A 24,902-nucleotide genomic window follows, 5' to 3' on the forward strand; every position below is an offset into this window, starting at 1 on the left:
ACGCTTGGTCAGGCAAAGCCGTCATCCTGGGGAGGAGACCATGCAAGTTCATCAGATCCTGCGCGAGAAGCTGGTGCCGGGGGTGGCGACGATCCCGCCCGAGACCTCGGTGGCCGATGCCGCGGCCGAGCTGTCGGCCCGGCGTATCGGCTCGCTCGTGGTCAGCGGCAGCGACAGCGGCGAGCGGGTGGAGGGGATCGTCTCGGAACGCGACATCGTGCGCGAGCTGGGGCGCTGCGGACCGAAATGCCTCAAGGACCCGGTCTCGACGATCATGACCCGCCGCATCCAGTTCTGCGCGCTCGAGGACGGGGCCGATGTGGTGCTGGCGCGCATGACCGAAGGCCGGTTCCGGCACATGCCGGTGCTGGAGGACGGGCGGATGGTGGCGATCATCTCGATCGGCGATGTGGTCAAGGCGCGGCTGTCGGAACTGTCGATGGAAAAGGAAGCGCTCGAAGGGATGATCAAGGGCTTCTAGGCCCGCGGCATTCGGAAAAAACGCGGGCCAAGCCCATGGTACGCTTGCAAAACGGGCTATAATAATGTTGCGTGCGCCGGGAATGTGGAGGAGGTTTCCCGATGCGCATCGGTCTCTATCCCGGGACATTCGACCCGGTGACGCTTGGCCATATCGACATCATCACCCGGGCCTGCGCGCTGGTCGACCGGCTGGTGATCGGGGTCGCGATAAATCGTGACAAGGGGCCGCTGTTTCCTCTGGAAGAGCGGGTCGAGATGATCGAGAGCGAATGTGCGGCGCTGGGCGACAGGACCGGGACCGAGATCGTGGTTCATCCCTTCGAGAACCTGCTGATCGACTGTGCCCGCGATGTCGGCGCCACGATGATCCTGCGCGGGCTGCGGGCCGTCGCCGATTTCGAATACGAATTCCAGATGGTGGGCATGAACCGGGCGCTCGATGCCAGTGTCGAGACGGTGTTCCTGATGGCCGATGCCAGGCGCCAGGCGATCGCGTCGAAGCTGGTCAAGGAGATCGCGAGGCTCGGCGGCGATGTGTCGAGCTTCGTGACCCCGGGCGTGCGGGACCGGCTGGTCGCCAAGTTCGACTGACCGGTCGCAGGCGCCGACAGGCAAGGCCCAGCCGACCGTTCCGGGGGCCGGAGACCGCCGGAGACCGGGGCCTCCGGGGGGGCGCATTCCGCCACGCCTTGCGATACACTTGGGACAATGGCCCGCCACCGCGATTCGGAATGCGGCTGCGACAGGGCCCGGACAAGACAGGCCGGAGAGCAGGCGGAGATGAGCGATATCGTGGAACTGGAGCGCCGGATCGTCGCGGCGCTCGAACGCATCGGGCAGGGGCTCGATGCGCTTGGTTCGGGCGGCGGGGCCGAGGACGGGACGGACCCGGCGGAACTCGACAAGCTGCGCGAGGCCCTCGAGACCGAGCGCGGCGTGAACGCGCAGCTGAACGAGCGGGTCAAGGCGATCCAGGAGCGTCAGGAAACCCAGGTGGCGCGGCTCGAGCAGCGGGCGGCAGACCTGACCGCGCGGGCCGAGGCGGCCGAGGCCGATGTCGACCGGCTGCGGGCGGTGAATGCCAAGCTGCGCGAGACCAGCGTGGCGCTGCGCGAGGCCAATGCCCAGGGGCTGGGCGATCCGTCCGCGATCGATGCCGCCCTGCTGGCCGAGCTGGAGGCGCTGACCGCGCTTCGTGCCAGCGACCGGGCCGAGATCGACTCGATCCTCGCCGAACTGATGCCCGCCGCCGAAGAAGGGGTCGCGCATGCCTAATATCGAGATCATCATCGGCGGGCGCAGCTTCGAGGTGGCCTGCCAGCCCGGCGAAGAACCCTATCTGGCGGCGGCGGCCCGCACACTCGATGCCGAGGCCTCGGTGCTGTCCGAGCAGAACGGCCGCTTGCCCGAGACCCGGCTTTTGCTGATGTCGGGGCTGATGCTGGCCGACAAGACGGTCGGGCTCGAGGAACGTCTGAAAGGGCTCGAGGCGAAGCTTGCCGAGGCTTCGGCCCGGATCGAGGCGATGGAGACCGCGCCGCGGCCGGAGCCCGAGCGGGTCGAGGTGCCGGTCATTCCTGCCTCCGTCGGAGAGAGCCTGGCCGATCTCGCGGCGCGGGCCGAGGCGCTGGCCTCGCAGGTCGAGGAGAAGCTGGCGGGGACGTGATCGCGCCCCGGCAGTCAGAGCGGCTTTCTGGAAACGCCCGGCCTCGAGGTCGGGCGTTTTGCATTCGGGCCGGTCAGGACGGGTGTCTGCGCGGGCGCATGAGCCCCGAGATCTCCGACAGGATGCGCCCGATCCGGGCTGTCAGCGGAGTGCGCGGCGCGGCGGGCGGCGCGTAGAAGGACAGCCGCCCGGCCTCGGTATCTTCGACGATGGCGTCGATCGCGAAGGCAAGTGGCAGCAGCACGCTGCGCGACAGCGGCACGCCGGGCGGAAAATGCGTGTCCGGCGCGGGGTCGGACACGACGAGCCTAGCGGTACAGCGGGCGAGCCGCCGCGCCAGCGCGGGCGGGGCGCTGGCCGGAAGCCGGCTGACCAGGTCGGCGGCTTCTCCCGAGACCTCGGGGCCGCGTTCGAGGAAAAGCCGCGCCTTGATCGGCGCGGTCAGCTGGATTTCCGAATGCCAGGCGCCGTCGAGATTGCATTCGCGCAGGCCGAGCGTACAGGCCAGAGGCCCGCGCAGATATTGCGCCACACGCTCGGGCGGCAGACGGTCCCCTGCCGGACCGTACCACAGGCGCGCCCTGATCATGGGAACGGCCTCAGGCGTTCGCTGCGCGGATCTTGTCGGCGGCGTCCCGGGAATAGGACACGCCCTTGTCGTCGAACAGCTTGTCGAGCTCGCCCGAGAGGGTCATCTCGGTGATGATATCGCAGCCACCGACGAATTCGCCCTTGACGTAAAGCTGCGGGATCGTCGGCCAGTCCGAGAAGTCCTTGATGCCCTGGCGGATTTCCTCGTCGGCCAGCACGTTCACATCGGCATACTCGACGCCCATGAAGTTCAGAACGCCCGCGACCCGGCTGGAAAATCCGCATTGCGGCGAGGCCTTGGTGCCTTTCATGTAAAGCACCACGTCATTTTCGGAAATCGTCTGCTGAATGCGGTCCTTGGCGGCGTCGGTCATGATCTGCTGTCCTGTGTGCTTGGGGGGCGGGTGGTGGCCCCTGTTGCGTCTGGTGCGGGCGTCCGGAGCCCTGCGGCGGTCAATGTTGCGCCGCTCGGCCCTGCCTCGGTCAGTCCGGGGCCTTGGTGGTCAGCGCAAGCGCATGCAGCGCCCCGTTGGAGCCCTCCATCTGCGCCTTGAGCGCGGCGTTGACGGCGCGGTGCTGCTGAACGCGGTTCATCCCACGGAAGCTTTCGTCGATCACCTCGGCCGCATAGTGGTTCCCGTCGCCGGCAATGTCGGTGATGGTGATCTTCGCGGAGGGAAACTTCTCGCGGATCAGGCTTTCGATTTCTTCGGGCGTGATCGCCATGGGCGGGCGTCCTTTCTGCTTGCCGAACAAGATGTAGAGACGAGGGCGCCCGGCTGCAAGCCGTCAGCCGCGGCTTCGCCGCGACCGTCGGTGTGCTGCCGCGATCCGCGGCACCGGGCATCTGCTGCATCCCGTCCGGCGCGGGGGTGGGTCAGCCAAGCGCTTCGGCGAAGGCCGAGCGGTAGAGCGCGGTCAGGTCGGAGAGCGGGGCCGACTGGCCCCCGAAGGAGATCTGGTCGCCGCCGAAGCGGCCCACGGTCGCCAGCGGCACGCCGGCCTTGCCGGCCGCGACCATCAATGCCTCGGCCGCGTCGAAGCTGGCGGCGATCAGATAGCGGCCCTGATCCTCGCCGAACAGCGCGGGGGTGTCGGCCATGTCGAGGCTGACGCCGATCCCGCTCGCCTCGGCCAGTTCGAAGGCCGCGAGCGCGAGCCCGCCATCGGCAAGGTCGGTCGCGGCGGAAATCAGCGCGCGGTTGGCGCGGAGGAATTCGCCGTTCCGGCGCTCGGCCTCCAGATCGACCGCCGGCGCGTCGCCGTCTTCGCGGTTGAAGACCTCGTAAAGCAGGGCCGATTGTCCGAGATGCCCCGCGCTCTCGCCGATCAGCAGGGCCAGATGGCCCTCGGCCGGGACGCCCGCGATCAGATCGTCGAGCCGGTCCAGAAGCCCGACCGCGCCGATGGTCGGCGTGGGCAGGATCGGTTCGCCATCGGTTTCGTTGTAAAGCGAGACATTGCCCGAGACGATCGGCATGTCGAGCGCGATGCAGGCCGCGCCGATCCCCTCGATCGCGCCGACGAACTGACCCATGATCTCGGGCTTTTCGGGATTGCCGAAATTCATGTTGTCGGTGGTGGCCAGCGGCCGGGCGCCCACGGCACAGAGGTTGCGATAGGCCTCGGCCACCGCCTGCTTGCCGCCCTCGACGGGGTTGGCGCGCACATAGCGCGGCGTCACGTCCGAGGTGAAGGCCAGCGCCTTTTCGGTACCGTGGACGCGGATCACGCCGGCGCCGAGGCCCGGGCGGACCACGGTGTCGGCCATGACCTGGCTGTCATATTGTTCATAGACCCATTGCCGGGAACAGTAGTTCACCGACGAGATCAGCGCCTTGAGAGCGTCGATCGGGTCGATGCCGGGCACGTCGTCCATGGGCTCTGCTGCGGGCGTCGCGACCCAGGGGCGGTCATATTCGGGGGCATTGCCCGACAGCGCCTTCAGCGGCAGGTCGGCCCGCACCTCGCCGCCATGGAGGATGAGGAAACGGTCCTCGGCAATGGTTTCGCCGACGATGGCGAAGTCGAGATCCCATTTGTCGAAGATCGCCTTGGCCTCGGCCTCCTTCTCGGGGCGCAGCACCATCAGCATGCGCTCCTGGGATTCCGACAGCATCATCTCGTAGGCGGTCATGCGCTCTTCGCGGCAGGGCACCAGGTCCAGATCGAGCCGGACGCCCAGATCGCCCTTGTCGCCCATCTCGACCGCCGAACAGGTCAGGCCCGCGGCTCCCATGTCCTGGATCGAGATCACCGCGCCCGTGGCCATCAGTTCCAGACAGGCTTCCATCAGGCGCTTTTCGGTGAAGGGGTCGCCGACCTGGACGGTGGGACGCTTCTCCTCGATGCCCTCGTCGAACTCGGCGGAGGCCATGGTGGCGCCGCCGACGCCGTCGCGGCCGGTCTTGGCGCCGAGATAGACCACCGGCATGCCGACGCCCGAGGCGGCCGAGTAGAAGATCTTGTCGGCATCGGCCAGACCGGCGGCGAAGGCATTCACGAGGCAGTTGCCGTCATAGGCGGGATGGAAGCGGACCTCGCCGCCCACGGTCGGCACGCCGAAGCAGTTGCCGTAGCCGCCCACGCCCTCGATCACGCCATGCACGACCTGCCGGGTCCGGGGATGGGCGAGCTGGCCGAAGCTGAGCGCGTTCATCGCCGCGACCGGCCGCGCGCCCATGGTGAAGACGTCGCGCAGGATGCCGCCCATGCCGGTGGCCGCGCCCTGATAGGGCTCGATATAGGAGGGGTGGTTGTGGCTCTCCATCTTGAACACCACGGCCTGGCCGTCGCCGATATCGACCACGCCCGCATTCTCGCCGGGACCGCAGATCACCTGGGGCCCTTCGGTGGGCAGGGTGCGCAGCCATTTCTTGGACGACTTGTAGGAGCAGTGCTCGTTCCACATCGCCGAGAAGATGCCGAGTTCGGTAAAGCTCGGCTCCCGGCCCAGAAGCTGCAGGATACGGTCGTATTCGTCCGGCTTGATCCCGTGCGCGGCGATGAGGTCCTCGGTGATCTGCGGCTCGTCCATGGCGGTGTGGTTCCCCTCGGGCAGTTTGTCGCCGTCCTACGACAGGAGAGCGTTGGGGGGAAGAGGGCGGATGGGGGAAGGGCGATCTTGGCGGGGTGAGGCGGCGCCGATTCGGCCATGAGACGATGAAACCGGGGGGATCGGCCGGTGCCGCCATCCGGTTTGCGGCGATATCGGATGCGGACGTAGCGTCAGCTTGCACGAAAATGCGGCAAATGCGGGAAAGGCAAAAAAAAGGCCGAGCGCTAAGCTCGGCCCAAGTCCAACAGGGAGGTAAAGACAGAAGCGATGCTTCCGTCTTCGCCCAAGGAAGTATGGACCGCGCCGCATCGTTTCAAGCCCAAACTTGCCGCAAGGCAGCATATGCGCCATGCATGTGGTACATATCTCACATCTGCGGCGTGTCCTTGTCGCGCTGCCGCTTCTCCATGATCTGCTCGGTGATGAATTCGCGGAAGGCCGCGATCCGGCGCGAGGCGCGCAATTCCTCGGGATAGGCTAGGAAAACCGGCACGTCGTGCGATTCGATTGTGTCGAGCACACGCACCAGATGCGGATGGTCCTCGGTCACGTAATCGGGCAGCACGCCGATGCCGAGCCCGTTCAGAACCGCCTGCAGCACACCGAAATAGTTGTTCACCGTCAGCGTCGAGGGGATGTTGTAGGTCATCAGCTCGCGCACGAGGCGGGCACCGGCCGCGACCTGGGCCGAGGAGGTGTTCTGGCAGATCAGCCGGTGGTCGGAAAGATCCTCGGGCGTTGCAGGGGTGCCGCGCGCCTCGAGATATGACCGGGTCGCATAAAGCCGCATCTTGATGTTCATCAGCCGCAGCCGGATCAGGTCGGCCTGGCTCGGCTCCTTCATCCGGATCGCGACATCGGCCTCGCGCATCGGCAGATCGAGCACCTGCTCTTCAAGCATCAGGTCGATCTTGAGTTCGGGATAGCGCTGATAGAGGATCGGCAGCCGCTTGGCGAGCCAGAGCGAGCCGAAGCCGGTGGTCGTGGTCACCCGAAGCTCGCCGAAGACCTCCTCGACGCTGTCGCGGATGCGCGCGACCGCGGTGTCGAGGCGCCGCGCCATGGCCGAGGTCGCATCGAACAGCAATTCGCCCTGTTCGGTCAGGATCAGGCCGCGGGCATGGCGGTGGAAGAGGGTCGAGCCGAGGCTCTCCTCGAGCGCCCGGATCTGGCGCGAGACCGCCGACTGGGACAGATGCAGGCTTTCGCCGGCATGGGTCAGGCTGCCGGCGTCGGCAACCGCATAAAATATCCTGAGCTTGTCCCAATCCATCATGCAATTCCCGCAAGGCCGGTATTCCGTTTTCGGCCATTACCTACAGGGCGCCGATCCGGGTTTGCAAACGGGAAGTGGCGCCGATTTCATTTTGTAGGTCACATGGCTTGACCTAAGCTGGTGCAAACAGACGCCAGGGGAGGGGCGCCATGACCAGAGCCGATATCCGCCTGCAGGACCGTTACGACCTGTCGAAGCCCTCTATCTTGCTGAACGGAACGCAGGCGCTGGTGCGATTGATGCTGATGCAGGCCGCGCGCGACCGGGTGCTGGGGCTGAACACGGGCGGGTATGTCACCGGCTATCGGGGCTCGCCGCTGGGCGCGGTCGATCAGCAGATGATGCGGGCGCGGGCCGAGCTGGAGGCGGCGGGGGTCCTGTTTCAGCCGGGGCTGAACGAGGATCTGGCGCTCACCGCGCTTTGGGGGACGCAGCAGGCCGAGCTGAGGGGCGAGGGCGCCCGCGACGGGGTGTTCGGGCTCTGGTACGGCAAGGGGCCGGGGGTCGACCGTTCGGGCGATGCGATCCGTCATGCCAACCTGGCCGGAACCTCGGCCCGGGGCGGGGTGCTGCTGGCGATGGGCGACGATCATACCGGCGAATCCTCGACCACCTGCCACCAGTCCGACTGGGCGATGGTCGATGCCTATGTGCCGGTGCTGTCGCCCGCGGGTGTGCAGGAGATCCTAGATTACGGGATCTACGGCTATGCGCTGTCGCGCTTTGCCGGGGTGCTGGTCGGGCTGAAGGTGATGAAGGACACGGTCGAGGTGACCTCGGTCGTCGATGGCCGCCCCGGGCGGATGGAGGTCACGGCTCCCGATTATCCGCTGCCGCCGGGCGGGCTGAACATCCGGCTGAACGATCACTGGGTGCCGCAGGAGGCGCGCATGATCGACCACAAGCGCTTTGCGGCCGAGGCCTTCGCCCATGCCAATCGGATCGACCGGCGGGTCTGGGGCGGGCCGGGGGCGAAGATCGGGCTGGTGGCGGCGGGCAAGACCTGGCTCGATCTGGTCCACGCGCTGGAGCTTCTGGGGATCGGCGAGGCCGAGGCCGAACGGCTGGGGATCGCCACCTACAAGGTCGGGCAGGTCTGGCCGCTGGACATGAAGAGCTTTGCCGAATTCTCGGAAGGGCTCGAGCTGATCGTGGTGGTCGAGGAAAAGCGCAAGCTGATCGAGGTGCAGGCCAAGGAGGCGATCTTCCATGACCGCCGCGGCCGCCGGATCTACGGCTGGAAGAACGACCGCGGCGAAGAGCTTTTCCCGACCCGCTATGCGCTCGATCCGGTGATGATCGCCGAGACGCTTGGCCGGATCCTGATCGAGGAGGGGCGCGGCAGCGACCGGCTCTCGGCCGCGCTCGAGCGCATCCGCGAGGCGCGGCGCGCCGACAATGCCGAGGACATGGCGGCGCGGTTGCCGTATTTCTGCGCGGGCTGTCCGCATAACAGCTCGACCCGGGTGCCCGAGGGCGGGCGCGCCTATGCCGGGATCGGCTGCCATATCATGGCGCTCTGGATGGATCGCGACACCAGCGGCTTTACCCATATGGGGGCCGAGGGCGCGAACTGGATCGGCGAGGCGCCGTTCTCGACCCGGGGCCATGTGTTCCAGAACCTGGGCGACGGCACCTACAACCATTCGGGACGGCTGGCGATCCATGCCGCCATCGCGGCCGGCGTCAACATCACCTACAAGATCCTCTATAACGATGCGGTCGCCATGACCGGCGGGCAAGGCAATGATGGCGGTCTGACCGCGCGCCAGATCGTCGACGAATTGCTGGCGGCCGGGGTGGCGCGGGTCGAGGTCGTCTATGACGAGAAGGAAGACCTCGATCCCGGGGGCTTTCCGGCCGCTGTCGCCTGCCATCCCCGCGCGGATCTGATGGCGGTGCAGACGCGGCTGTCCGGGATCGGGGGCGTGACCGCGCTGGTCTATATCCAGACCTGTGCCGCCGAGAAGCGCCGCCGCCGCAAGAAGGGCGCCTTCCCCGATCCCGACAGGCGGGTCTTCATCAATACCGATATCTGCGAGGGCTGCGGCGATTGCGGGGTGCAGTCGAATTGCGTCGCCATCGTGCCGGTCGAGACCGAGCTGGGCCGCAAGCGCGCCATCGACCAGTCGGCCTGCAACAAGGATTTCTCCTGCCTCAACGGCTTCTGCCCCTCTTTCGTTACGCTGAAGGGGGCGCGGCCGCGCAAAGAGGCTTCGGCCGAGGTCGAGATCGGCGCGCTGCCCGCGCCCGCGCTGCCCGAGATTGAGGGGACCTGGAACCTGGTCATCGCCGGGGTCGGCGGCACCGGCGCCGTGACCATCGGCGCGATCCTGGCCATGGCCGCCCATGTCGACGGCAAGGGCGCGGGGATGATGGAGATGGCCGGGCTGGCCCAGAAGGGGGGCGCGGTGCATATCCATTGCCGGATCGCCGCGCGGCCGGAGGACATCTCGGCGATCCGGGTCGCGGTCGGCGAGGCCGATGCGGTGATCGGGGGTGATCTTGTGGTGACGGCGGGGGCCAGGACCGTCGGGCTGATGACCCAGGGCCGTACCGGGGCGGTGGTCAACAGCCATGATATCGTGACCGGCGCCTTCACCCGCGATCCGGAATTCCGGGTGCCCTCGGACCGGCTGGAACTGGCGCTGAAGGCGCGGCTGAAGGACCGGCTGCAGCTTTTCGATGCGACCGAGCTTGCGCGGCGGCTGATGGGCGACACGATCTATGCCAACATGATCGTCACCGGGGCGGCCTGGCAGCAGGGGCTGATCCCGCTCTCGCATGAGGCCATCGACCGGGCGATCGAACTGAACGGGGCGGGGGTCGCGGGCAACCGGCGCGCTTTCGAGATCGGGCGCTGGGCGGCGGCCGAGCCGGGCGCCGCGGCCCGGGTGCTGGCCTCCGAGACGGTCGAGAAGCCCCGCTCGCTCCGCGAGCGGATCGCGTTCCGCGAGGCGCATCTGCGGGCCTATCAGTCGGGACGGCTGGCCCGGCGCTATCGCCGTCTGGTCGAGCGCTTCGAGGACCCGTTCCTGCGCGCCGCGGTCGCGAAGGGCTATCACAAGCTTCTGGCCTACAAGGACGAATACGAGGTCGCGCGGCTGCATCTGGACACCGCCGCGAAGGCGCGCGCCGAATTCGAGGGCGATCTCGAGATCACCTGGCACCTCGCGCCACCCTTCCTCAAGGGGCGCGGGGCCGATGGCCGTCCGAGAAAACGCGCCTTCGGGCCGTGGATGGAGCGGGGCTTTCGGCTGCTTGCAGCGCTGCGGCGGCTGCGCGGCACGCCCTTCGATCCGTTCGGCTGGCAGGAGGAACGGCAGCGCGAACGCGCGGCGATCCGGCGCTACGAGGCCGACATGGAGGAGATTCTGGCGCGGCTCTCGCCCTCGACGCTGACGGCGGCGACGGCGCTGGCCGAACTGCCGCTGTCGGTGCGCGGCTTCGGGCCGGTCAGGGTAGAGGCCGAACGGGCGGCCGATGATAGGCGCGCGGCGCTTCTGGCCGAGATCCGGGCGGGCGGGGCAGCGCTCGACAGGGCGGCCGAGTAGCGGTGCGGTGGCGCCGGGGTCCGGGGCCGGTTTGCCGCGAGGATGGTGGCAGAGCCGGGCTGGACCATGCTGCCTGTCTGCTTCGAGGGGCGCGGGTCGCTCTGCCTGCGCGCCATCTGCGGGGGTCCCTGCTGCTGGTGCTGGTGCCGAGGGAGGCCCGGCCCGTTCGGTCCGCTGCGTCCGAAAGCCCTTGGGTAGAGGTCAAAGCGGCGATGGATTTTCTTGGCAACTCGACCTATGAGTTGTCCCCGCAGCCATTGAAGCCATTCGATTGCGGCTGTGAATTCGATCAGAAATGCAGGGCGTGAGAGCATGGCGGTTGGTGTCTTCGATTCCGGACTTGGCGGTCTGACGGTGCTGGACGCGGTGGCCCGCAGGCTGCCCGAGGTGCCCTTCGTCTATTTCGGCGACAACGCCCATGCGCCCTATGGCATCCGCGATGCCGAGGATGTCTACCGGCTGACCACCGATGCGGTCTCGCGCCTGTTCGATGCGGGCTGCGATCTGGCGATTCTCGCCTGCAATACCGCCTCGGCTGCCGCGCTCCGGCGGATGCAGGAAAGCTGGGTGCCGAAGGACAAGCGCGTGCTGGGCGTGTTCGTGCCGCTGATCGAGGCGCTGACCGAACGGCAATGGGGCGACAACTCGCCCCCGCGCGAGGTCGCGGTCAAGCATGTGGCCCTGTTCGCGACGCCCGCGACCGTGTCCAGCCGCGCCTTCCAGCGCGAACTGGCCTTTCGCGCCATTGGCGTCGATGTCGAGGCCCAGCCCTGCGGCGGGCTCGTCGATGCCATCGAGGCGGGCGACGAGATGCTGGCCGAGGCGCTGGTGCGCTCCCATGTCGAGGCGCTGAAGCGGCGGATGCCGCATCCCGAGGCGGCGATCCTCGGCTGTACCCATTACCCGCTGCTGCAGGACGTCTTCCAGGAGGCGCTGGGCGCGGGGGTCAAGGTCTATTCCCAGGCCAATCTGGTGGCCGAGAGCCTTGCCGACTATCTGGGCCGACATCCCGAGATGCAGGGGCCGGGCGGCGAGGCGATGTTCCTGACCACCGGAGATCCGGGCTTCGTGTCGGACAAGGCCACCCAGTTCCTGCGCCGGCGCATCGAGTTTCGCGCTGCCTGAGCCTGCCTGCATTCGATGCGGTGGTCCGGCGCGGCGTTTCCTGCGGTGCTCAGGGTGCGGCGAAACATCGTGTTTCCGTGATCCGCATTGAATAAAGGTTGGAAATTCGTGGGATTATGTTAAGGCGAGCCTGTATTAAATCTTGGGGTATGGAATGAAACGAGTATTTGCCGCGGCTGCCCTTGCGGCAACTTTCGCCTTTGGCGGCGCTGTCTCCGCCGCGACGATCGTGCTGGATGGCAGCAAGGATATCCGGCTGAATTTGAACGATGTCAGCGATCTTGCCCTGTCTTTCTCGCTTGATGACGCTGCCGCGAGCTACACGAATTGGGGCGGCACAATCAAATGGTCCACCCGCGAGGACGGCCGGAAGGACTCGGACGGCCCCTGGGGAAGCTGCCTCAACTGTGGCTATGACGGCGGCGGCTGGGACCTGAAATACGATCCTTACAGCGATTCGAACAAGACCAGCACCGATCTGAAGCTCGATTTCGGCAAGACGCTCAAGACCGTCTATGTCTGGATTCGTCCGACCTACGGGAACGGGAAAGGGTCCGTGTCCTACGAGGATGGCAGCGCCGGCACGCCCGATATCGCACCTGTGCCGCTGCCCGCGGGCGGGCTCCTGCTGGTTTCGGCCCTTGGCGCGGCGCTGCTGCTGCGCAAGCGGGGTCGGAAGGCAGCCTGAGCAGGGCTCGGTCCTTCTCTTGCGTTCGGCCCCGCACGACAGGTAAGAAAGCCGGGCCCGCCTCGTGCGGGTCCGTTTTCCGGCAGGGGCAGAAGCCATGACTACATCCGTCGCCATTCTCGGCGCCTCGGGCTATACCGGGGCAGAACTCATCCGGCTGATCGCGACCCATCCGGACCTTCGCATCACCGCGCTGTCGGGCGAGCGAAAGGCCGGCATGGCGATGGCCTCGGTGTTCCCGCATCTGCGCCATCTTGACCTGCCCGATCTGGTGAAAATCGATGAAATCGACTTCGCCTCCGTCGATCTGGTCTTCTGCGCGCTGCCGCATGCCACCAGCCAGGCGGTGATCGATAAACTGCCGCGCGACCTGAAGATCGTCGATCTGTCGGCCGATTTCCGGCTGCGCGATCCGGCCGCCTATGAAAAATGGTATGGCAAGCCCCATGCCGCCGTCGAGCTGCAGCAGGAAGCCGTCTATGGCCTCACCGAATTCTACCGCGATGAGATTCGCCGCGCCCGGCTGGTGGCATGCACCGGCTGCAATGCCGCCGCCGGACAATATGCGCTCCGGCCGCTGATCGAGGCCGGGCTGATCGACCTTGACGAGATTGTGATCGACCTCAAGGCCGGGGTCTCGGGCGCGGGGCGGGCGCTGAAGGAAAACCTGCTTCATGCCGAGCTGTCGGAAGGCTTCCACGCCTATTCCGCGGGCGGGATTCACAGGCATCTGGGTGAATTCGATCAGGAATTCTCGAAGATCGCCGGACGGCCGGTCGAGGTGCAGTTCACCCCGCATCTGATCCCCGCCAACCGGGGCATTCTGGCCACCGTCTATGTCAGGGGCGAGGCCCGCGACATTCATGCCACCTTGGCAAAGGCCTATGCCGATGAAACCTTCATCGAGGTCCTGCCCTTCGGCGAGCATCCTTCGACCCGGCATGTCCGGGGCTCGAACTTTGCGCATGTCGGCGTGGTGGCGGACCGGCGGCAGGGCCGGGCCATGGTGATCGTGGCGATCGACAACCTGACCAAGGGCTCGTCGGGGCAGGCGCTGCAGAACGCCAACCTGATGCTTGGGATCGCCGAGGAAACCGGCCTGATGCTGGCCCCCTGCTTCCCCTGAGGGAGAACGCAAGATGCGCGGACTGAAGAAGAGACGGCGGATACAGATCATCGTTCTGGCCTTCGTGGCGCTGGGCCTGTCGACCGGGCTGATCGGCTATGCGATGCGCGACGGCATCAACTTCTTCCGCTCGCCGAGTCAGGTGGCCGAGGCGCCGCCGCCGCCTACCGAGACCTTCCGCATCGGCGGGCTGGTCGAGGCGGGAACGCTCAAGCGCGGGCAGGGCGAGACCATCCGCTTCAGTGTCACCGATGGCGGCGCCAGCGTGCCCGTCACCTATACCGGCGTGCTGCCCGACCTGTTCAAGGAGAACCAGGGCATGGTCGGCACAGGCCGGCTGGTCGACGGCGTGTTCGAGGCCCGCGAGATCCTTGCCAAGCATGACGAAAGCTACATGCCGAAGGAAGTGGTCGACGCGCTGAAGGAGCAGGGCGTATATCGTGACCCGGAGGTTGAGGGCGCGAACGGCAGCTAAGCCCGGTCCTAACCTTCCTGACCCAGACTTTCCCGGTTCCGACGCGAAGCGGGGGAGTTTCAGTCATGAAGACAGTGGAAGAGCTGGCGCGGGAGATCGTCCTGCGCGAAGGTGGTTTCGTCGACGATCCCGACGATCCGGGCGGGCCGACCAAGCATGGCGTCACCATCGGCACGATGCGGCGGCTCGGGCTCGACCTGACCGGGGACGGGCAGATCGACAGCGACGATGTCCGGGGGCTCGATCCCGGTGGGGCGGTCGCGATCTATGTCGAGCATTATTTCCGGCGCCCCAGGCTTGATGCGCTGCCCGAGGCGCTGCATGCCTCGGTCTTCGACATGTATGTGAATGCGGGCGCCAATGCGGTGCGCATTCTGCAGCGCTTGCTGAACGAGATGGACCAGCCCTGCGCGGTCGACGGTGCGGTCGGCCCTGAGACGGTGCGCGCCGCGCGCGCCGCGGCCGAGGCGGCTCCGGGGCATATCGCCGATGCCTATGGCATCGCCCGGCGCAACTACTATTACGCGCTGGCCGACCGCCGCCCGGTCAGTCGGAAATATGCCTGCCGCCGCGACGGCGGAAAGGGCGGCTGGATCCTCCGGGCCGAGGAATTCATCTCTCCGCGCTACCGGCTGAGCGAGGCGGAGCATCGGGAAAGGGTCGCGCGATGGGGGTGATGAACGGGGCATTGGGCATGCTGTTTTCCGGCGGTCCGACGGCGATCCGCGAGGCGGCCGAGGTGTTCCGGGTCAATGCCGAGGCGGCCGACATGCGCGATCTCGAGTTGCGGCGCGCCGTGCTGGAGGAATTCGCCCATGAATTCGCGCAACCGCGCGCCACATTGTTCGACCGGCTGATCGACGGCGCCAACCGCCTGCCGCGCCCGCTGATGGCGCTGGGGACGGTGGGGCTGGCGATCTCGGCGATGGTCGATCCGGTCTGGTTCGCGGCGCGGATGCAGGGCATGGCGCTGGTGCCCGAGCCGCTCTGGTGGCTGATGGGGGCGATCATCAGCTTCTATTTCGGCGCGCGCTATCAGGCCAAGGGTCAGGATTTTCAACGCTCGATCGCCGGAACGATGGCGATGGCGCCGGTGGTCGCGCGCAATCTGCAGCAGTTGCGGGCGCTGTCCGATACGGCCCAGGCCGTGCCTGACGGCCCGCAGGACAGCGGCACGGTGCCGCGGTCGCAGGGCCCGAACCCGGCGCTGGACGACTGGCGGGCGGGGCTTTGAGCTTGCCTTTCTGGGCGCCCGAACGCGCGCCCCATGCCGGGGGCGGCGGGATTTGCGGTACCCCGCTCGGTCCGGCGGATGGCCCGGATCGCACGGGTGCAGGCGCGCGCCGCGCCCCGAAAGGGCTCACGATTGCGTAAGCGCCCGGGGGGCGCGACGCAAAACCCATTGGCGCAGTCGCGGCGGCCCGGTATGAGGGCGGCATGGTTATCGAGCTCGGCCACTTTGCCCTCGCCCTCGCCTTCGCCATTGCTCTGGTGCAGGCGATCGTTCCGTTGATCGGCGCCCACAAGGGCTGGAGCGGCTGGATGGCGATGGCCGAACCGGCCGCCATGGCGCAATTCCTGCTGACCGCCTTCAGCTTCGGGGTCCTGACCTACGCGTTCGTGGTCTCGGATTTCTCGCTTCGGGTCGTGGTCGAGAATTCGCATACGCTCAAGCCGATGCTCTACAAGGTCTCCGGCGTCTGGGGCAATCACGAGGGCTCGATGCTGCTCTGGGTGCTGATCGTGTCGCTTTACGGCGCGCTCGCGGCCTGGTTCGGCGGCGGCCTGCCGCCCGGACTGAAGGCGCGGGTTCTGGCGGTGCAGGCGGCCATCGGCGCGGCCTTCTATGCCTTCATCCTGTTCACCTCGAACCCGTTCGAACGCCTTGCCGAGGCGCCCTTCGACGGGCAGGACCTGAACCCGCTGCTGCAGGATCCCGGGCTCGCCTTCCATCCGCCCTTCCTCTATCTCGGCTATGTCGGGCTTTCGATCTGCTTCTCCTTCGCGGTCGCCGCCCTGATCGAGGGCCGGGTCGATGCCGCCTGGGGACGCTGGGTCAGGCCCTGGACGCTGGCGGCCTGGATCTGCCTGACCGTCGGCATCGCGCTGGGGTCGTGGTGGGCCTATTACGAACTGGGCTGGGGCGGTTTCTGGTTCTGGGATCCGGTCGAGAACGCCTCCTTCATGCCCTGGCTGATCGCCGCCGCCTTGCTGCATTCGGCCATCGTGGTCGAGAAGCGCGAGGCGCTGAAGAGCTGGACGATCCTCCTGTCCATCGTCGCCTTCGGTTTCTCGCTGGTCGGGGCCTTCATCACCCGCTCGGGGATCATCACCAGCGTGCATGCCTTCGCCAACGACCCCGAGCGCGGCGTCTTCCTGCTGATGATCCTGCTGGTCTTCATGGGCGGCGCGCTGACGCTGTTCGCCGCGCGGGCAAGCGCGATGGAGGCCAAGGGCGTCTTCGGCGCGGTCAGCCGGGAATCGGCGCTGGTCTTCAACAACATCCTGCTGGCGGTCGCGGCGCTGGTCGTCTTCGTCGGCACGATCTGGCCGCTGGTGGCCGAGATGGCCTTCGGCCGCAAGCTTTCGGTCGGCGCGCCCTTCTTCGACATGGCCTTCACGCCCTTCATGGTGGCGCTGGCATTGCTGCTGCCGCTGGGCTCGATCCTGCCATGGAAGCGCGCGCGGCTCGGCCGTGCGGCGAAAACCGTGCTGCCCGCGGCCTTGCTGGCGGTTGCGCTCGGCGCCCTGATCTGGGCGATGCAGACCGGTCGCAGCGCGCTCGGTCCGGTGGGCGTGGCGCTTGGCGTCTGGCTGATCGCGGGCGCGCTTGTCGATCTCGGGCTGCGCGCCGGACGCGGCAAGGGGCTTGCGGCCCGGGCCGCCCGGCTTGCGCGGCTGCCGCGCGCGGATTGGGGCAAGGCGGTTGCCCATGCCGGGCTCGGGATCACCATGATCGGGATCTCGGCGATGCTGGCCTGGAACCAGGAGGACATCCGCGTGGCCCAGATCGGCGAGCGCTACGAGCTTGGCAGCTATGGCTTCCAGCTCGACCGGGTGCAGAAGCTGGAAGGCCCGAACTACATTTCGACCATGGCCACCGTCAGCGTCTGGCGCGGCGACCGTCAGATCACCGAGATGCATCCCGAAAAGCGGGTCTATCCGGTCGCGGGCATGCCCACCACGGAAGCCGCGATCGACAGCGGCTTGCTGCGCGATCTCTATCTCGCCATCGGCGATCCGCAGGACAATGGCGGCTGGGCGGTGCGCACCTATATCAAGCCCTTCGCCAACTGGATCTGGATGGGCGCCATCGTGATGGCTCTGGGCGGGCTTCTCAGCCTCTCGGACCGCCGTGTCCGCGTCGCGGCCGGCGCGCGCAAGGAGCGCGGCCCGACCCTGCCGCAGCCCGCAGAATGAGGATGCCGATGCCCAGACGCGCACTGATCGCCCTTTTGCTGGCCCTGAGCCTGACCCCGGTTCTGAGCGGGCCGCTGCGCGCGGTCGAGCCCAACGAGGTTCTGGCGGACCCCGCCGAGGAGGCCCGCGCCCGCGAGATCTCGAAGGAGATCCGCTGTCTGGTCTGCCGCAACGAGAGCATCGACGATTCGAATGCCGATCTGGCCCGCGATCTCCGGCTGCTGGTGCGCGAGCGGATCGAGGCGGGCGACAGCAATACCGAGGTCGTCGACTATCTGGTCGCGCGTTACGGCGAATATGTCCTGCTGAAGCCGACGGCGACCGGCTCGAACCTCGTTCTCTACATCGCGGGCCCCGCCATGCTGCTGCTGGGGCTCGGCGTTGCCGCCTTCTACATCCGTTCGCGCAGGGGCGGGCGCGACACGGGCTCGGAGGCGCTGAACGCCGAGGAAGAGGCCCGGCTGAAAGAGATCCTCGGCAAATAGGGCCTGACCTCGCGTCTCCCTTTTCCCCGGACGCGTGGCCGCTAGTCTGGCCGGAGAACGGGACATCGGAGGACGCCGCCGTGACGGATTACACGACCATCGGATATGATTGCGCGGACGGGGTGGCGGTGGTGACCCTGAGCCGGCCCGAGGTTATGAACGCGCTCAGCGCGCGGATGCGGGCCGAGATCACCCATGCGATGCGGGCGGCGGGGCAGGCGGCGCGGGTGGTGGTGCTGACCGGGGCGGGCCGGGCCTTCTGTTCGGGGCAGGATCTGGGCGACGGCGCCAATATCGCCGAGATCGACATCGAGCGCACGCTGCGCGACGAATACGAACCGATGCTGAGCGCCATCATCGATTGTCCGGTGCCGGTGATCGCGGCGGTGAACGGCGCCGCGGCCGGGGCCGGGGCCAATCTGGCGCTGGCCGCCGATGTGGTCATCGCCTCCGAGGCGGCGGTCTTCGTGCAGGCCTTCACCCGGATCGGGCTGATCCCGGATGCCGGCGGCACCTACTGGCTGCCGCGGCAGGTGGGCTTTGCGCGCGCCATGGGGGCCGCGCTTTTCGCCGAGCCGGTCCCGGCGCGGCAGGCGGTCGAGTGGGGCATGATCTGGGAGGCGGTCCCCGAGGAGGGCTTCGAGGCGCATTGGCGCGCCCGTGCGGGCCAGCTCGCCGCCGGGCCGACCGTGGCCTATGCCAATCTCAAGACCGCGCTGCGGCGCTCGGTCTCGAACGATTTCGCGAGCCAGCTGTCGCTCGAGGCCGAGCTGCAGGGACGCTGCGGCGCCTCCCGCGATTTCAAGGAGGGCGTGCTGGCCTTCCTCGAAAAGCGCATGGCGAAATTCGAGGGGCGCTGAGCCCCGCACCCGGCCGGTTTCTGCCGATCGGGAGTGCTTCGGGGAACAGCGGTGGCGGGCCATGCGTTTGGGTGGGGAATGACCCAACGGAAAGGATCAGCCATGACCCGTCTTCACACGATCACTGCGGTTTCCCTTCTGGGCGCGGCCCTTCTGGCCGGTTGCGGCGACAGCTATGGCGAACGCGCGCTGACAGGCGCCGGCATCGGCGCGGGCGTCGGGGCCGCGACCGGCAACGATATCGGTACCAGCGCGGCGGTTGGGGCAGGTGCGGGTATCCTGACCAAGTGACCGGACCTGCGCGGGCGGCCGTCGCCCTGAACTGAAACGGGTCCGCAGGGCATCTGCCTGCGGACCCGTTCTTTCGGTCGGTGGCTTGCGGGGGCGCGATCAGCCCCGGTCTTCGACATCCACGTAGTCGCGGCGGGTGGCGCCGGTGTAAAGCTGGCGCGGACGGCCGATCTTCATCGCCGGATCGCCGATCATTTCCTTCCACTGCGAAATCCAGCCGACGGTGCGGCTGACCGCGAAGATCGGCGTGAACATCGAGGTCGGGAAGCCCATCGCGTCGAGGATGATGCCCGAGTAGAAATCGACATTCGGGTAGAGCTTCTTCGAGACGAAATACTCGTCTTCGAGCGCGATCTTCTCGAGCTCCATCGCGACCTTCAGGGTCTCGTTGTTCTCGATGCCCAGAAGCTCCAGCACCTCGTCGGCGGATTGCTTCATGACCTTCGCGCGCGGGTCGAAATTCTTGTAGACCCGGTGGCCGAAGCCCATCAGGCGGAACGGATCGTTCTTGTCCTTGGCACGGGCGATGAATTCCGGGATCCGGTCGACGGTGCCGATCTCGCGCAGCATCTCCAGGCAGGCCTGGTTGGCGCCGCCATGGGCCGGGCCCCAGAGACAGGCGATACCGGCCGCGATGCAGGCAAAGGGGTTCGCGCCCGAGGAGGAGGCCAGACGCACGGTCGAGGTCGAGGCGTTCTGTTCGTGATCCGCATGCAGCGTCAGGATGCGGTCCATGGCACGGGTCAGGATCGGGTCGACCTCGTATTCCTCGCAGGGCACGGCAAAGCACATGCGCAGGAAGTTCGAGGCATAGTCCAGATCGTTGCGCGGATAGACGAAGGGCTGGCCGATCGAATACTTGTAGGCCATCGCGGCGATGGTCGGGACCTTGGCGATCAGGCGGATCGAGGCGACCTCGCGCTGCCAGGGGTCCGAGATGTCGGTCGAGTCGTGGTAGAAGGCCGACATGGCGCCGACCACGGCCACCATGACCGCCATCGGGTGGGCGTCGCGGCGGAAGCCGGTGAAGAAGCGGTGCATCTGTTCATGCACCATGGTGTGGCGGGTGACGCGGTTCTCGAAATCCTCCAGCTGGGTCGCGGTCGGCAATTCGCCGTAAAGCAGCAGGTAGCAGACTTCGAGGAAGTGGGATTTCTCGGCAAGCTGGTCGATCGGGTAGCCGCGATGCAGAAGCTCGCCCTTGTCGCCGTCGATGAAGGTGATCTTGCTTTCGCAGGAGGAGGTCGAGGTGAAGCCCGGATCGTGGGTGAAGATCCCCATCTGGCCGTAGAGCTTGCGGATGTCGACCACGTCGGGGCCTGCGCTCGGGCTCAGCACGGGCAGTTCGTACGAGGTTTCACCCAGGGTCAGTGTTGCAGATTTCTTGCTGTCATCCATGAAAGTCCCTCTTCTTGAGAGACCGGGCCGCGCTCCCTGTTCGCGGCGCCGGTCGGTGGCGTGCAGAGGGCTTTCGGCGGCGACGCCTCAGCCCTGGGTGTCAGCCAGCCGGGCGAGCGTTTCCTCCCGGCCGATGACAAGCATCATGTCGAAGATGCTGGGCGTAACCGTTCGCCCGGCAAGCGCGGCGCGAAGCGGCTGGGCCAACTTGCCGAGACCGAGGCCATGGGCCTCGGCGACACCGGTCACGGCCGCCTCGAGTGCGTCACGCGTCCAGCTAGCACTTTGCAGCTGCGGCGTCAATTCTGCCAGTATACCACGGGATACATCATCGAGAGATTTTGCCGCTTTCTGATCCGGTTCGAACGGCCGTTCTCCCAGAACGAAGTGAGCCTTCTCAAGGAGTTGCGGAATTGTCTTCGCGCTTTGCTTGAGGCAGGGCAGGGCGCGGGCAAAACCGTCTTTCTGCGCGGGCGAAAGCGGCGGCTGTGTCGTCGCTGCCAGGTAATCGGTCACTTCCTGCATGAGTGCAGCATCTTCCGCCGCCGCCAGGTGCCGGCCCGAGAGGTTCTCGAGTTTCTTGAAGTCGAGCCGGGCCGGAGACCGCCCGATTCCCTCCAGCGCGAACCAGGCCTTGGCCTGATCGTCAGTGAAGAACTCGTCATCGCCATGCGACCAGCCGAGCCGGGCCAGATAGTTGCGCATGGCGGCGGCCGGGTAGCCCATCGCCTGATATTCCTCGACCCCGAGCGCGCCATGGCGCTTCGACAGCTTCTTGCCGTCGGGGCCGTGGATCAGCGGGATATGGGCCCAGACCGGCACCGGCCAGCCCATGGCGTGGTAGATCTGCATCTGCCGGGCGGCGTTGTTCAGGTGGTCGTCGCCCCGGATCACATGGGTCACGCCCATGTCGTGATCGTCGACCACCACAGCCAGCATGTAGGTGGGCGTGCCGTCCGAGCGCAGCAGCACCATGTCGTCAAGCTGGTCGTTGCCGATCTTCACATCGCCCTGCACCTTGTCCCCGATCACCGTCGCGCCCTCGCGGGGCGCCTTCAGCCGGATCACATAGGGCGCATCGGGATGGGTCGCGGGATCGGCCTCGCGCCAGGGGCTTTGATAGAGCGTCGAGCGGCCCTCGGCCCGGGCGGCCTCGCGAAAGGCCTCGATCTCGTCCTGGGTCGCGAAGCATTTATAGGCGGTGCCGTTTGCCAGCATCTCCCGCGCGACTTCGGCATGACGGGGGGCGCGTTCGAACTGGCTGACCGCCTCGCCGTCCCAGTCGAGACCGAGCCAGGTCAGCCCCTTCAGGATCGCGGCCGTCGCCTCGGGGGTCGAGCGGGCACGGTCGGTATCCTCGATCCGCAGCAGGAAGCGACCGCCCCGGCCGCGCGCATAAAGCCAGTTGAACAGCGCGGTCCGCGCGCCGCCGATATGCAGGAACCCGGTCGGCGAGGGCGCGAAACGGGTGATGACAGGGCCGTCCGACATGTCGGTCATGAGCCTTAACCTTTTATTCACCATGGTGGAGATAGCGTTTCCGCCTGTCTAGGAGATCGCTGCGGAGAGGACAAGCGGTGGGGCTGCTGCTGACGGGGCCGGTCACGCCTGGGCGTCCGGCGCGGCTGGTGCGGATGCCGGCCCGGGCGATGTCGGCGCTGCTGACAGCGGTCGAGGTCCGGCGCGGCCATCTCTTCCCCTGGACGCCGGTCTTCCTGTCGCTGGGCATCGGCCTCTATTTCACCCGGGCCACCGAACCGCCGCTCTGGGCGCTCTGGGCCTTTGCCGGGGCGGCGGCCCTGCTGGCCCTTGCCGCGCGCCGATTGCCCGAGCTTTGGGCGCCGGTCCTGATCGCGCTGGCGCTGGTGGCCGGAGGGGCGGCGCTTGCGGGCGCGCGCGCCCATATGGTCGCGGCGCCGAAACTCGATCACCGGGTCTATGGCGCGCTCGAGGGGCGGGTGCTGGTGCTTGACCGGTCGAGCTCGGATGCGCCGCGGATCACGCTCGACCGGGTCTGGATCGAGCGCGTTCCGCCAGGCGAGACGCCGCGACGGCTGCGCGTGGCGCTGCATGGCGCGGGCGGCGTGACCGCGCCGCCGCCCGGCGCCCGGATCGCGATGATGGCGCATCTGTCGCCGCCAAGCGCACCGGCCGAGCCCGGCGGCTTCGATTTCCGCCGCCATGCCTGGTTCAAGCAGATCGGGGCGGTGGGCTATGCCAACAGCCCGGCGGTGACGCTGAGCCCGCCCGAGGGCGGCGCGACGCTGCTGGTGCACCGGATGCGGACGGCGCTGTCGGAGGCGCTCCGGGCCCGCATCCCCGGCGATCAGGGCGCCTTTGCGGCGGCGATCCTGACCGGCGACCGCTCGGCCATGTCGCGCGATATGATCCAGGCGCTGCGCGATTCGAACCTTGCGCATCTGCTGGCGATCTCGGGGCTGCATATGGGGCTTCTGACCGGGGTGATCTTCGCCGCGCTCCGCTTCGCGCTGGCGCTCTGGCCGCGGCTGGCGCTGCGCCTGCCGGTCAAGAAGATCGCGGCGGCGGGGGCGCTGGCGGTTGGGGCGGTCTATCTGGCGCTGTCGGGCGGCAATGTCGCGACCGAGCGCGCCTTCATCATGGTCGCGGCCGTCCTCGGCGCGGTGATGGCCGACCGCCGGGCGCTGACCCTGCGCGCGGTGGCGCTGGCGGCACTGATCGTGCTGGTCCTGACCCCCGAAAGCCTGACCCGGGCGGGGTTCCAGATGTCCTTCGCCGCGACAACGGCGCTGATCGCGGTCTTCGCCGCGCTGCGCGACCGGCCCGAAGGCGGCTGGCGCCCGCCCCGCTGGGCGCAGGGCGTGCTGGCGGTGGTGATCTCCTCGGCGGTGGCCGGCGCCGCGACCGCGCCTTTCGGTGCCGCGCATTTCAACCAGGTCTCGCAATTCGGGCTGCTCGCCAATCTGGCCTCGGTGCCGCTGATGGGGCTTCTGGTGATGCCCGCCGCGGTTGCCGCCGCCTGTCTCGCACCTTTCGGGCTGGCGGTGCTGGGGCTCGAGCCGATGCGCTGGGGCATCGCCTGGATCCTCTGGGTGGCCGAGCGGGTCGCGGGGCTTGACGGCGCGGTCTGGCCGGTGCCCGCGCCGGGGCCTGCCGTGCTGCCACTGATCGCGCTGGGGGCGCTTTGGGTCATGCTCTGGACCGGCCGCGCCCGGGTGCTGGGTCTGCTGCCGATCCTTGCGGCTTTCGCGCTGTGGTCGGCGGCCCAGCGTCCGGCGCTGCTGATCGCCGAAAGCGGGGGGCTGATGGGCGCGATGGGCCCCGAGGGGCGGGCCCTGTCGAAACCGTCGGGCGAGGGCTTCGTCGCGCTCAGCTGGCTGGAAAACGATGGCGACCGCGCCGATCAGGCCACGGCCTTTGCGCGGCCCGGGCTGACCGGCGCGCGTGGCGAACAGGAGGCGATGGTGGCGGGGCAGCGGGTGACGCTGATCACCGGGCGCGGCTGGGCCGAGCGGATCGCGCCCGCCTGCGCGCGCGGCTGGGTGGTGGTGCCGCAATATGTGGACGATCCGCCGGCGGGCTGCCGGATCTTCGAGCGCGCCGCGCTGGCCCGGACCGGGGCGCTGGCGCTTTTCCCCGGCGCCGATGGCCCGCGCCTTGTGACCGCCCGCACGCTTGCGGGCGCGCGGCTCTGGGCTCAGTAGCTGCGGATCAGCCCGACCAGACGGCCCTGCACCTTGACCTGATCCGAGCGCAGGATGCGGGTCTCATAGGCCGGGTTCGCGGCCTCGAGCGCGATCATCTCGCCCTTGCGGCGAAAGCGTTTCAGCGTGGCCTCGAAGCCCTCGACCAGCGCCACCACGATCTCGCCATTCTCGGCCGTGTTCTGTTCGCGGATGACCACCACGTCGCCATCGTTGATCCCGGCCTCGATCATCGAGTCGCCCTTGACCTCGAGCGCGTAATGCCGCCCCCGGCCCGACAGCATCGCGCCGGGCACGGCCACGGTATGCGAGACCTCCGAGATTGCCTCGATCGGCGTGCCGGCCGCGATCCGGCCCATCACCGGCAGTTCCAGCGCATGGACGGGCGTCACATCCATCGCGCCCGACGGGGGAGGCGTCTCCGAGCGGTCGCCCTCGATCACCACCGGGCGGAAGCCCTTGGCCTCCAGCGCCTCGGGCAGCTTGACGATCTCGATGGCGCGGGCGCGGTGGGCCAGACGGCGGATGAAACCGCGTTCCTCCAGCGCCGTGATCAGCCGGTGGATGCCCGATTTCGAGCGCAGGTCCAGCGCCTCCTTCATCTCGTCGAAGGACGGGGGAACGCCGTCGCGCTGCATCCTTTTATGAATGAATTCAAGAAGATCCAGTTGCTTTCGTGTCAACATGTTCATCCCCCCACAGGATCGCGTTCTCTCCTGTTCT

24 protein-coding genes are annotated in these 24,902 nt (G+C 67.7%); 16 read left to right on the forward strand and 8 right to left on the reverse strand.

Translation table 11 applies throughout. From position 1 onward, the window contains the following. The first annotated feature begins 40 nt into the window (after window positions 1–40). The 4 genes from A6W98_RS10775 (at window position 41) to A6W98_RS10790 (ending at window position 2,149) form a co-directional block, all read left to right on the forward strand. The gene (locus tag A6W98_RS10775; protein ID WP_042461329.1) at window positions 41–481 is read left to right on the forward strand and encodes a CBS domain-containing protein; all 441 of its coding nucleotides are present in this window, start codon (window positions 41–43) and stop codon (window positions 479–481) included. A 101-nt stretch (window positions 482–582) separates the two neighbouring features. Beyond that, on the forward strand, window positions 583–1,074 hold the full coding sequence (coaD, locus tag A6W98_RS10780; RefSeq protein WP_042461332.1) for a pantetheine-phosphate adenylyltransferase: 492 nt from the start codon (window positions 583–585) through the stop codon (window positions 1,072–1,074). A 189-nt stretch (window positions 1,075–1,263) separates the two neighbouring features. Continuing rightward, entirely contained in the window at window positions 1,264–1,758 is a 495-nt protein-coding gene (locus A6W98_RS10785; protein ID WP_042461335.1) for a hypothetical protein, read from the forward strand. Beyond that, entirely contained in the window at window positions 1,751–2,149 is a 399-nt protein-coding gene (locus A6W98_RS10790; protein WP_042461338.1) for a cell division protein ZapA, read from the forward strand. Before A6W98_RS10785 ends, A6W98_RS10790 begins: the two co-directional genes overlap by 8 nt. Window positions 2,150–2,222: 73 nt before the next feature. Here the strand turns inward: A6W98_RS10790 and A6W98_RS10795 are convergent, their stop codons facing one another. The 5 genes from A6W98_RS10795 to A6W98_RS10815 all read right to left on the reverse strand — a co-directional run bounded on the left by A6W98_RS10795 (window position 2,223) and on the right by A6W98_RS10815 (window position 7,071). After that, window positions 2,223–2,738, reverse strand: a complete 516-nt coding sequence (locus A6W98_RS10795) for a hypothetical protein (protein WP_042461341.1) — start codon at window positions 2,736–2,738, stop codon at window positions 2,223–2,225. Window positions 2,739–2,748: 10 nt separating this feature from the next. Continuing rightward, window positions 2,749–3,114: a Grx4 family monothiol glutaredoxin gene (gene grxD / locus A6W98_RS10800; protein WP_042461344.1), complete on the reverse strand. Its 366-nt coding sequence runs from the start codon at window positions 3,112–3,114 to the stop codon at window positions 2,749–2,751. 109 nt (window positions 3,115–3,223) lie between these two features. Continuing rightward, window positions 3,224–3,466: a BolA/IbaG family iron-sulfur metabolism protein gene (locus A6W98_RS10805; protein ID WP_042461347.1), complete on the reverse strand. Its 243-nt coding sequence runs from the start codon at window positions 3,464–3,466 to the stop codon at window positions 3,224–3,226. Window positions 3,467–3,617: 151 nt separating this feature from the next. Next, window positions 3,618–5,777, reverse strand: a complete 2,160-nt coding sequence (gene purL, locus A6W98_RS10810) for a phosphoribosylformylglycinamidine synthase subunit PurL (protein WP_042461350.1) — start codon at window positions 5,775–5,777, stop codon at window positions 3,618–3,620. 388 nt (window positions 5,778–6,165) lie between these two features. Then, on the reverse strand, window positions 6,166–7,071 hold the full coding sequence (locus A6W98_RS10815; protein WP_042464936.1) for a LysR family transcriptional regulator: 906 nt from the start codon (window positions 7,069–7,071) through the stop codon (window positions 6,166–6,168). 152 nt (window positions 7,072–7,223) lie between these two features. Here A6W98_RS10815 and A6W98_RS10820 point away from each other — a divergent pair, with 152 nt between their 5' ends. The 11 genes from A6W98_RS10820 (at window position 7,224) to A6W98_RS10870 (ending at window position 19,098) form a co-directional block, all read left to right on the forward strand. Beyond that, window positions 7,224–10,628 (forward strand): indolepyruvate ferredoxin oxidoreductase family protein, encoded by a 3,405-nt coding sequence (locus A6W98_RS10820; RefSeq protein WP_042461351.1) that lies wholly within the window; start codon window positions 7,224–7,226, stop codon window positions 10,626–10,628. Between the two features lie 312 nt (window positions 10,629–10,940). Next, window positions 10,941–11,753, forward strand: a complete 813-nt coding sequence (locus A6W98_RS10825) for a glutamate racemase (protein ID WP_042461354.1) — start codon at window positions 10,941–10,943, stop codon at window positions 11,751–11,753. 142 nt (window positions 11,754–11,895) lie between these two features. Next, complete coding sequence (locus A6W98_RS10830; RefSeq protein WP_155734776.1) at window positions 11,896–12,441, forward strand: VPLPA-CTERM sorting domain-containing protein; 546 nt, start codon at window positions 11,896–11,898, stop codon at window positions 12,439–12,441. Window positions 12,442–12,538: 97 nt separating this feature from the next. Next, window positions 12,539–13,567, forward strand: a complete 1,029-nt coding sequence (argC, locus tag A6W98_RS10835) for an N-acetyl-gamma-glutamyl-phosphate reductase (RefSeq protein WP_042461360.1) — start codon at window positions 12,539–12,541, stop codon at window positions 13,565–13,567. Window positions 13,568–13,580: 13 nt separating this feature from the next. Beyond that, a complete protein-coding gene (gene ccmE, locus A6W98_RS10840) occupies window positions 13,581–14,042 on the forward strand; it encodes a cytochrome c maturation protein CcmE (RefSeq protein ID WP_042461363.1) in 462 nt (153 codons plus the stop codon). 65 nt (window positions 14,043–14,107) lie between these two features. Then, window positions 14,108–14,719 (forward strand): holin-associated N-acetylmuramidase, encoded by a 612-nt coding sequence (locus tag A6W98_RS10845; protein ID WP_042461366.1) that lies wholly within the window; start codon window positions 14,108–14,110, stop codon window positions 14,717–14,719. After that, on the forward strand, window positions 14,710–15,276 hold the full coding sequence (locus A6W98_RS10850; protein WP_155734777.1) for a holin family protein: 567 nt from the start codon (window positions 14,710–14,712) through the stop codon (window positions 15,274–15,276). Before A6W98_RS10845 ends, A6W98_RS10850 begins: the two co-directional genes overlap by 10 nt. Window positions 15,277–15,479: 203 nt before the next feature. After that, a complete protein-coding gene (locus tag A6W98_RS10855) occupies window positions 15,480–17,462 on the forward strand; it encodes a heme lyase CcmF/NrfE family subunit (RefSeq protein WP_042461369.1) in 1,983 nt (660 codons plus the stop codon). Between the two features lie 8 nt (window positions 17,463–17,470). Continuing rightward, entirely contained in the window at window positions 17,471–17,947 is a 477-nt protein-coding gene (locus A6W98_RS10860) for a cytochrome c-type biogenesis protein (protein ID WP_042464940.1), read from the forward strand. Between the two features lie 80 nt (window positions 17,948–18,027). Then, the gene (locus tag A6W98_RS10865; RefSeq protein ID WP_042461372.1) at window positions 18,028–18,807 is read left to right on the forward strand and encodes an enoyl-CoA hydratase-related protein; all 780 of its coding nucleotides are present in this window, start codon (window positions 18,028–18,030) and stop codon (window positions 18,805–18,807) included. A 102-nt stretch (window positions 18,808–18,909) separates the two neighbouring features. Continuing rightward, the gene (locus A6W98_RS10870; protein ID WP_052678009.1) at window positions 18,910–19,098 is read left to right on the forward strand and encodes a hypothetical protein; all 189 of its coding nucleotides are present in this window, start codon (window positions 18,910–18,912) and stop codon (window positions 19,096–19,098) included. Window positions 19,099–19,197: 99 nt separating this feature from the next. Here the strand turns inward: A6W98_RS10870 and gltA are convergent, their stop codons facing one another. Continuing rightward, on the reverse strand, window positions 19,198–20,496 hold the full coding sequence (gltA, locus tag A6W98_RS10875; RefSeq protein ID WP_042461376.1) for a citrate synthase: 1,299 nt from the start codon (window positions 20,494–20,496) through the stop codon (window positions 19,198–19,200). 87 nt (window positions 20,497–20,583) lie between these two features. Beyond that, window positions 20,584–21,987, reverse strand: a complete 1,404-nt coding sequence (gltX, locus tag A6W98_RS10880) for a glutamate--tRNA ligase (RefSeq protein WP_406678838.1) — start codon at window positions 21,985–21,987, stop codon at window positions 20,584–20,586. Between the two features lie 86 nt (window positions 21,988–22,073). Between gltX and A6W98_RS10885 the strand changes: the two genes are divergently transcribed. Further along, window positions 22,074–24,179: a ComEC/Rec2 family competence protein gene (locus A6W98_RS10885; protein WP_231098261.1), complete on the forward strand. Its 2,106-nt coding sequence runs from the start codon at window positions 22,074–22,076 to the stop codon at window positions 24,177–24,179. On the opposite strand, the gene lexA is transcribed toward A6W98_RS10885, so the two are convergent. Continuing rightward, window positions 24,173–24,865: a transcriptional repressor LexA gene (gene lexA, locus A6W98_RS10890; RefSeq protein WP_042464943.1), complete on the reverse strand. Its 693-nt coding sequence runs from the start codon at window positions 24,863–24,865 to the stop codon at window positions 24,173–24,175. The genes A6W98_RS10885 and lexA overlap by 7 nt on opposite strands. Window positions 24,866–24,902: the final 37 nt, after the last annotated feature.

Origin of the sequence: Rhodovulum sulfidophilum DSM 1374 (assembly GCF_001633165.1) — a bacterium.
Taxonomy (GTDB): Bacteria; Pseudomonadota; Alphaproteobacteria; order Rhodobacterales; family Rhodobacteraceae; genus Rhodovulum; species Rhodovulum sulfidophilum.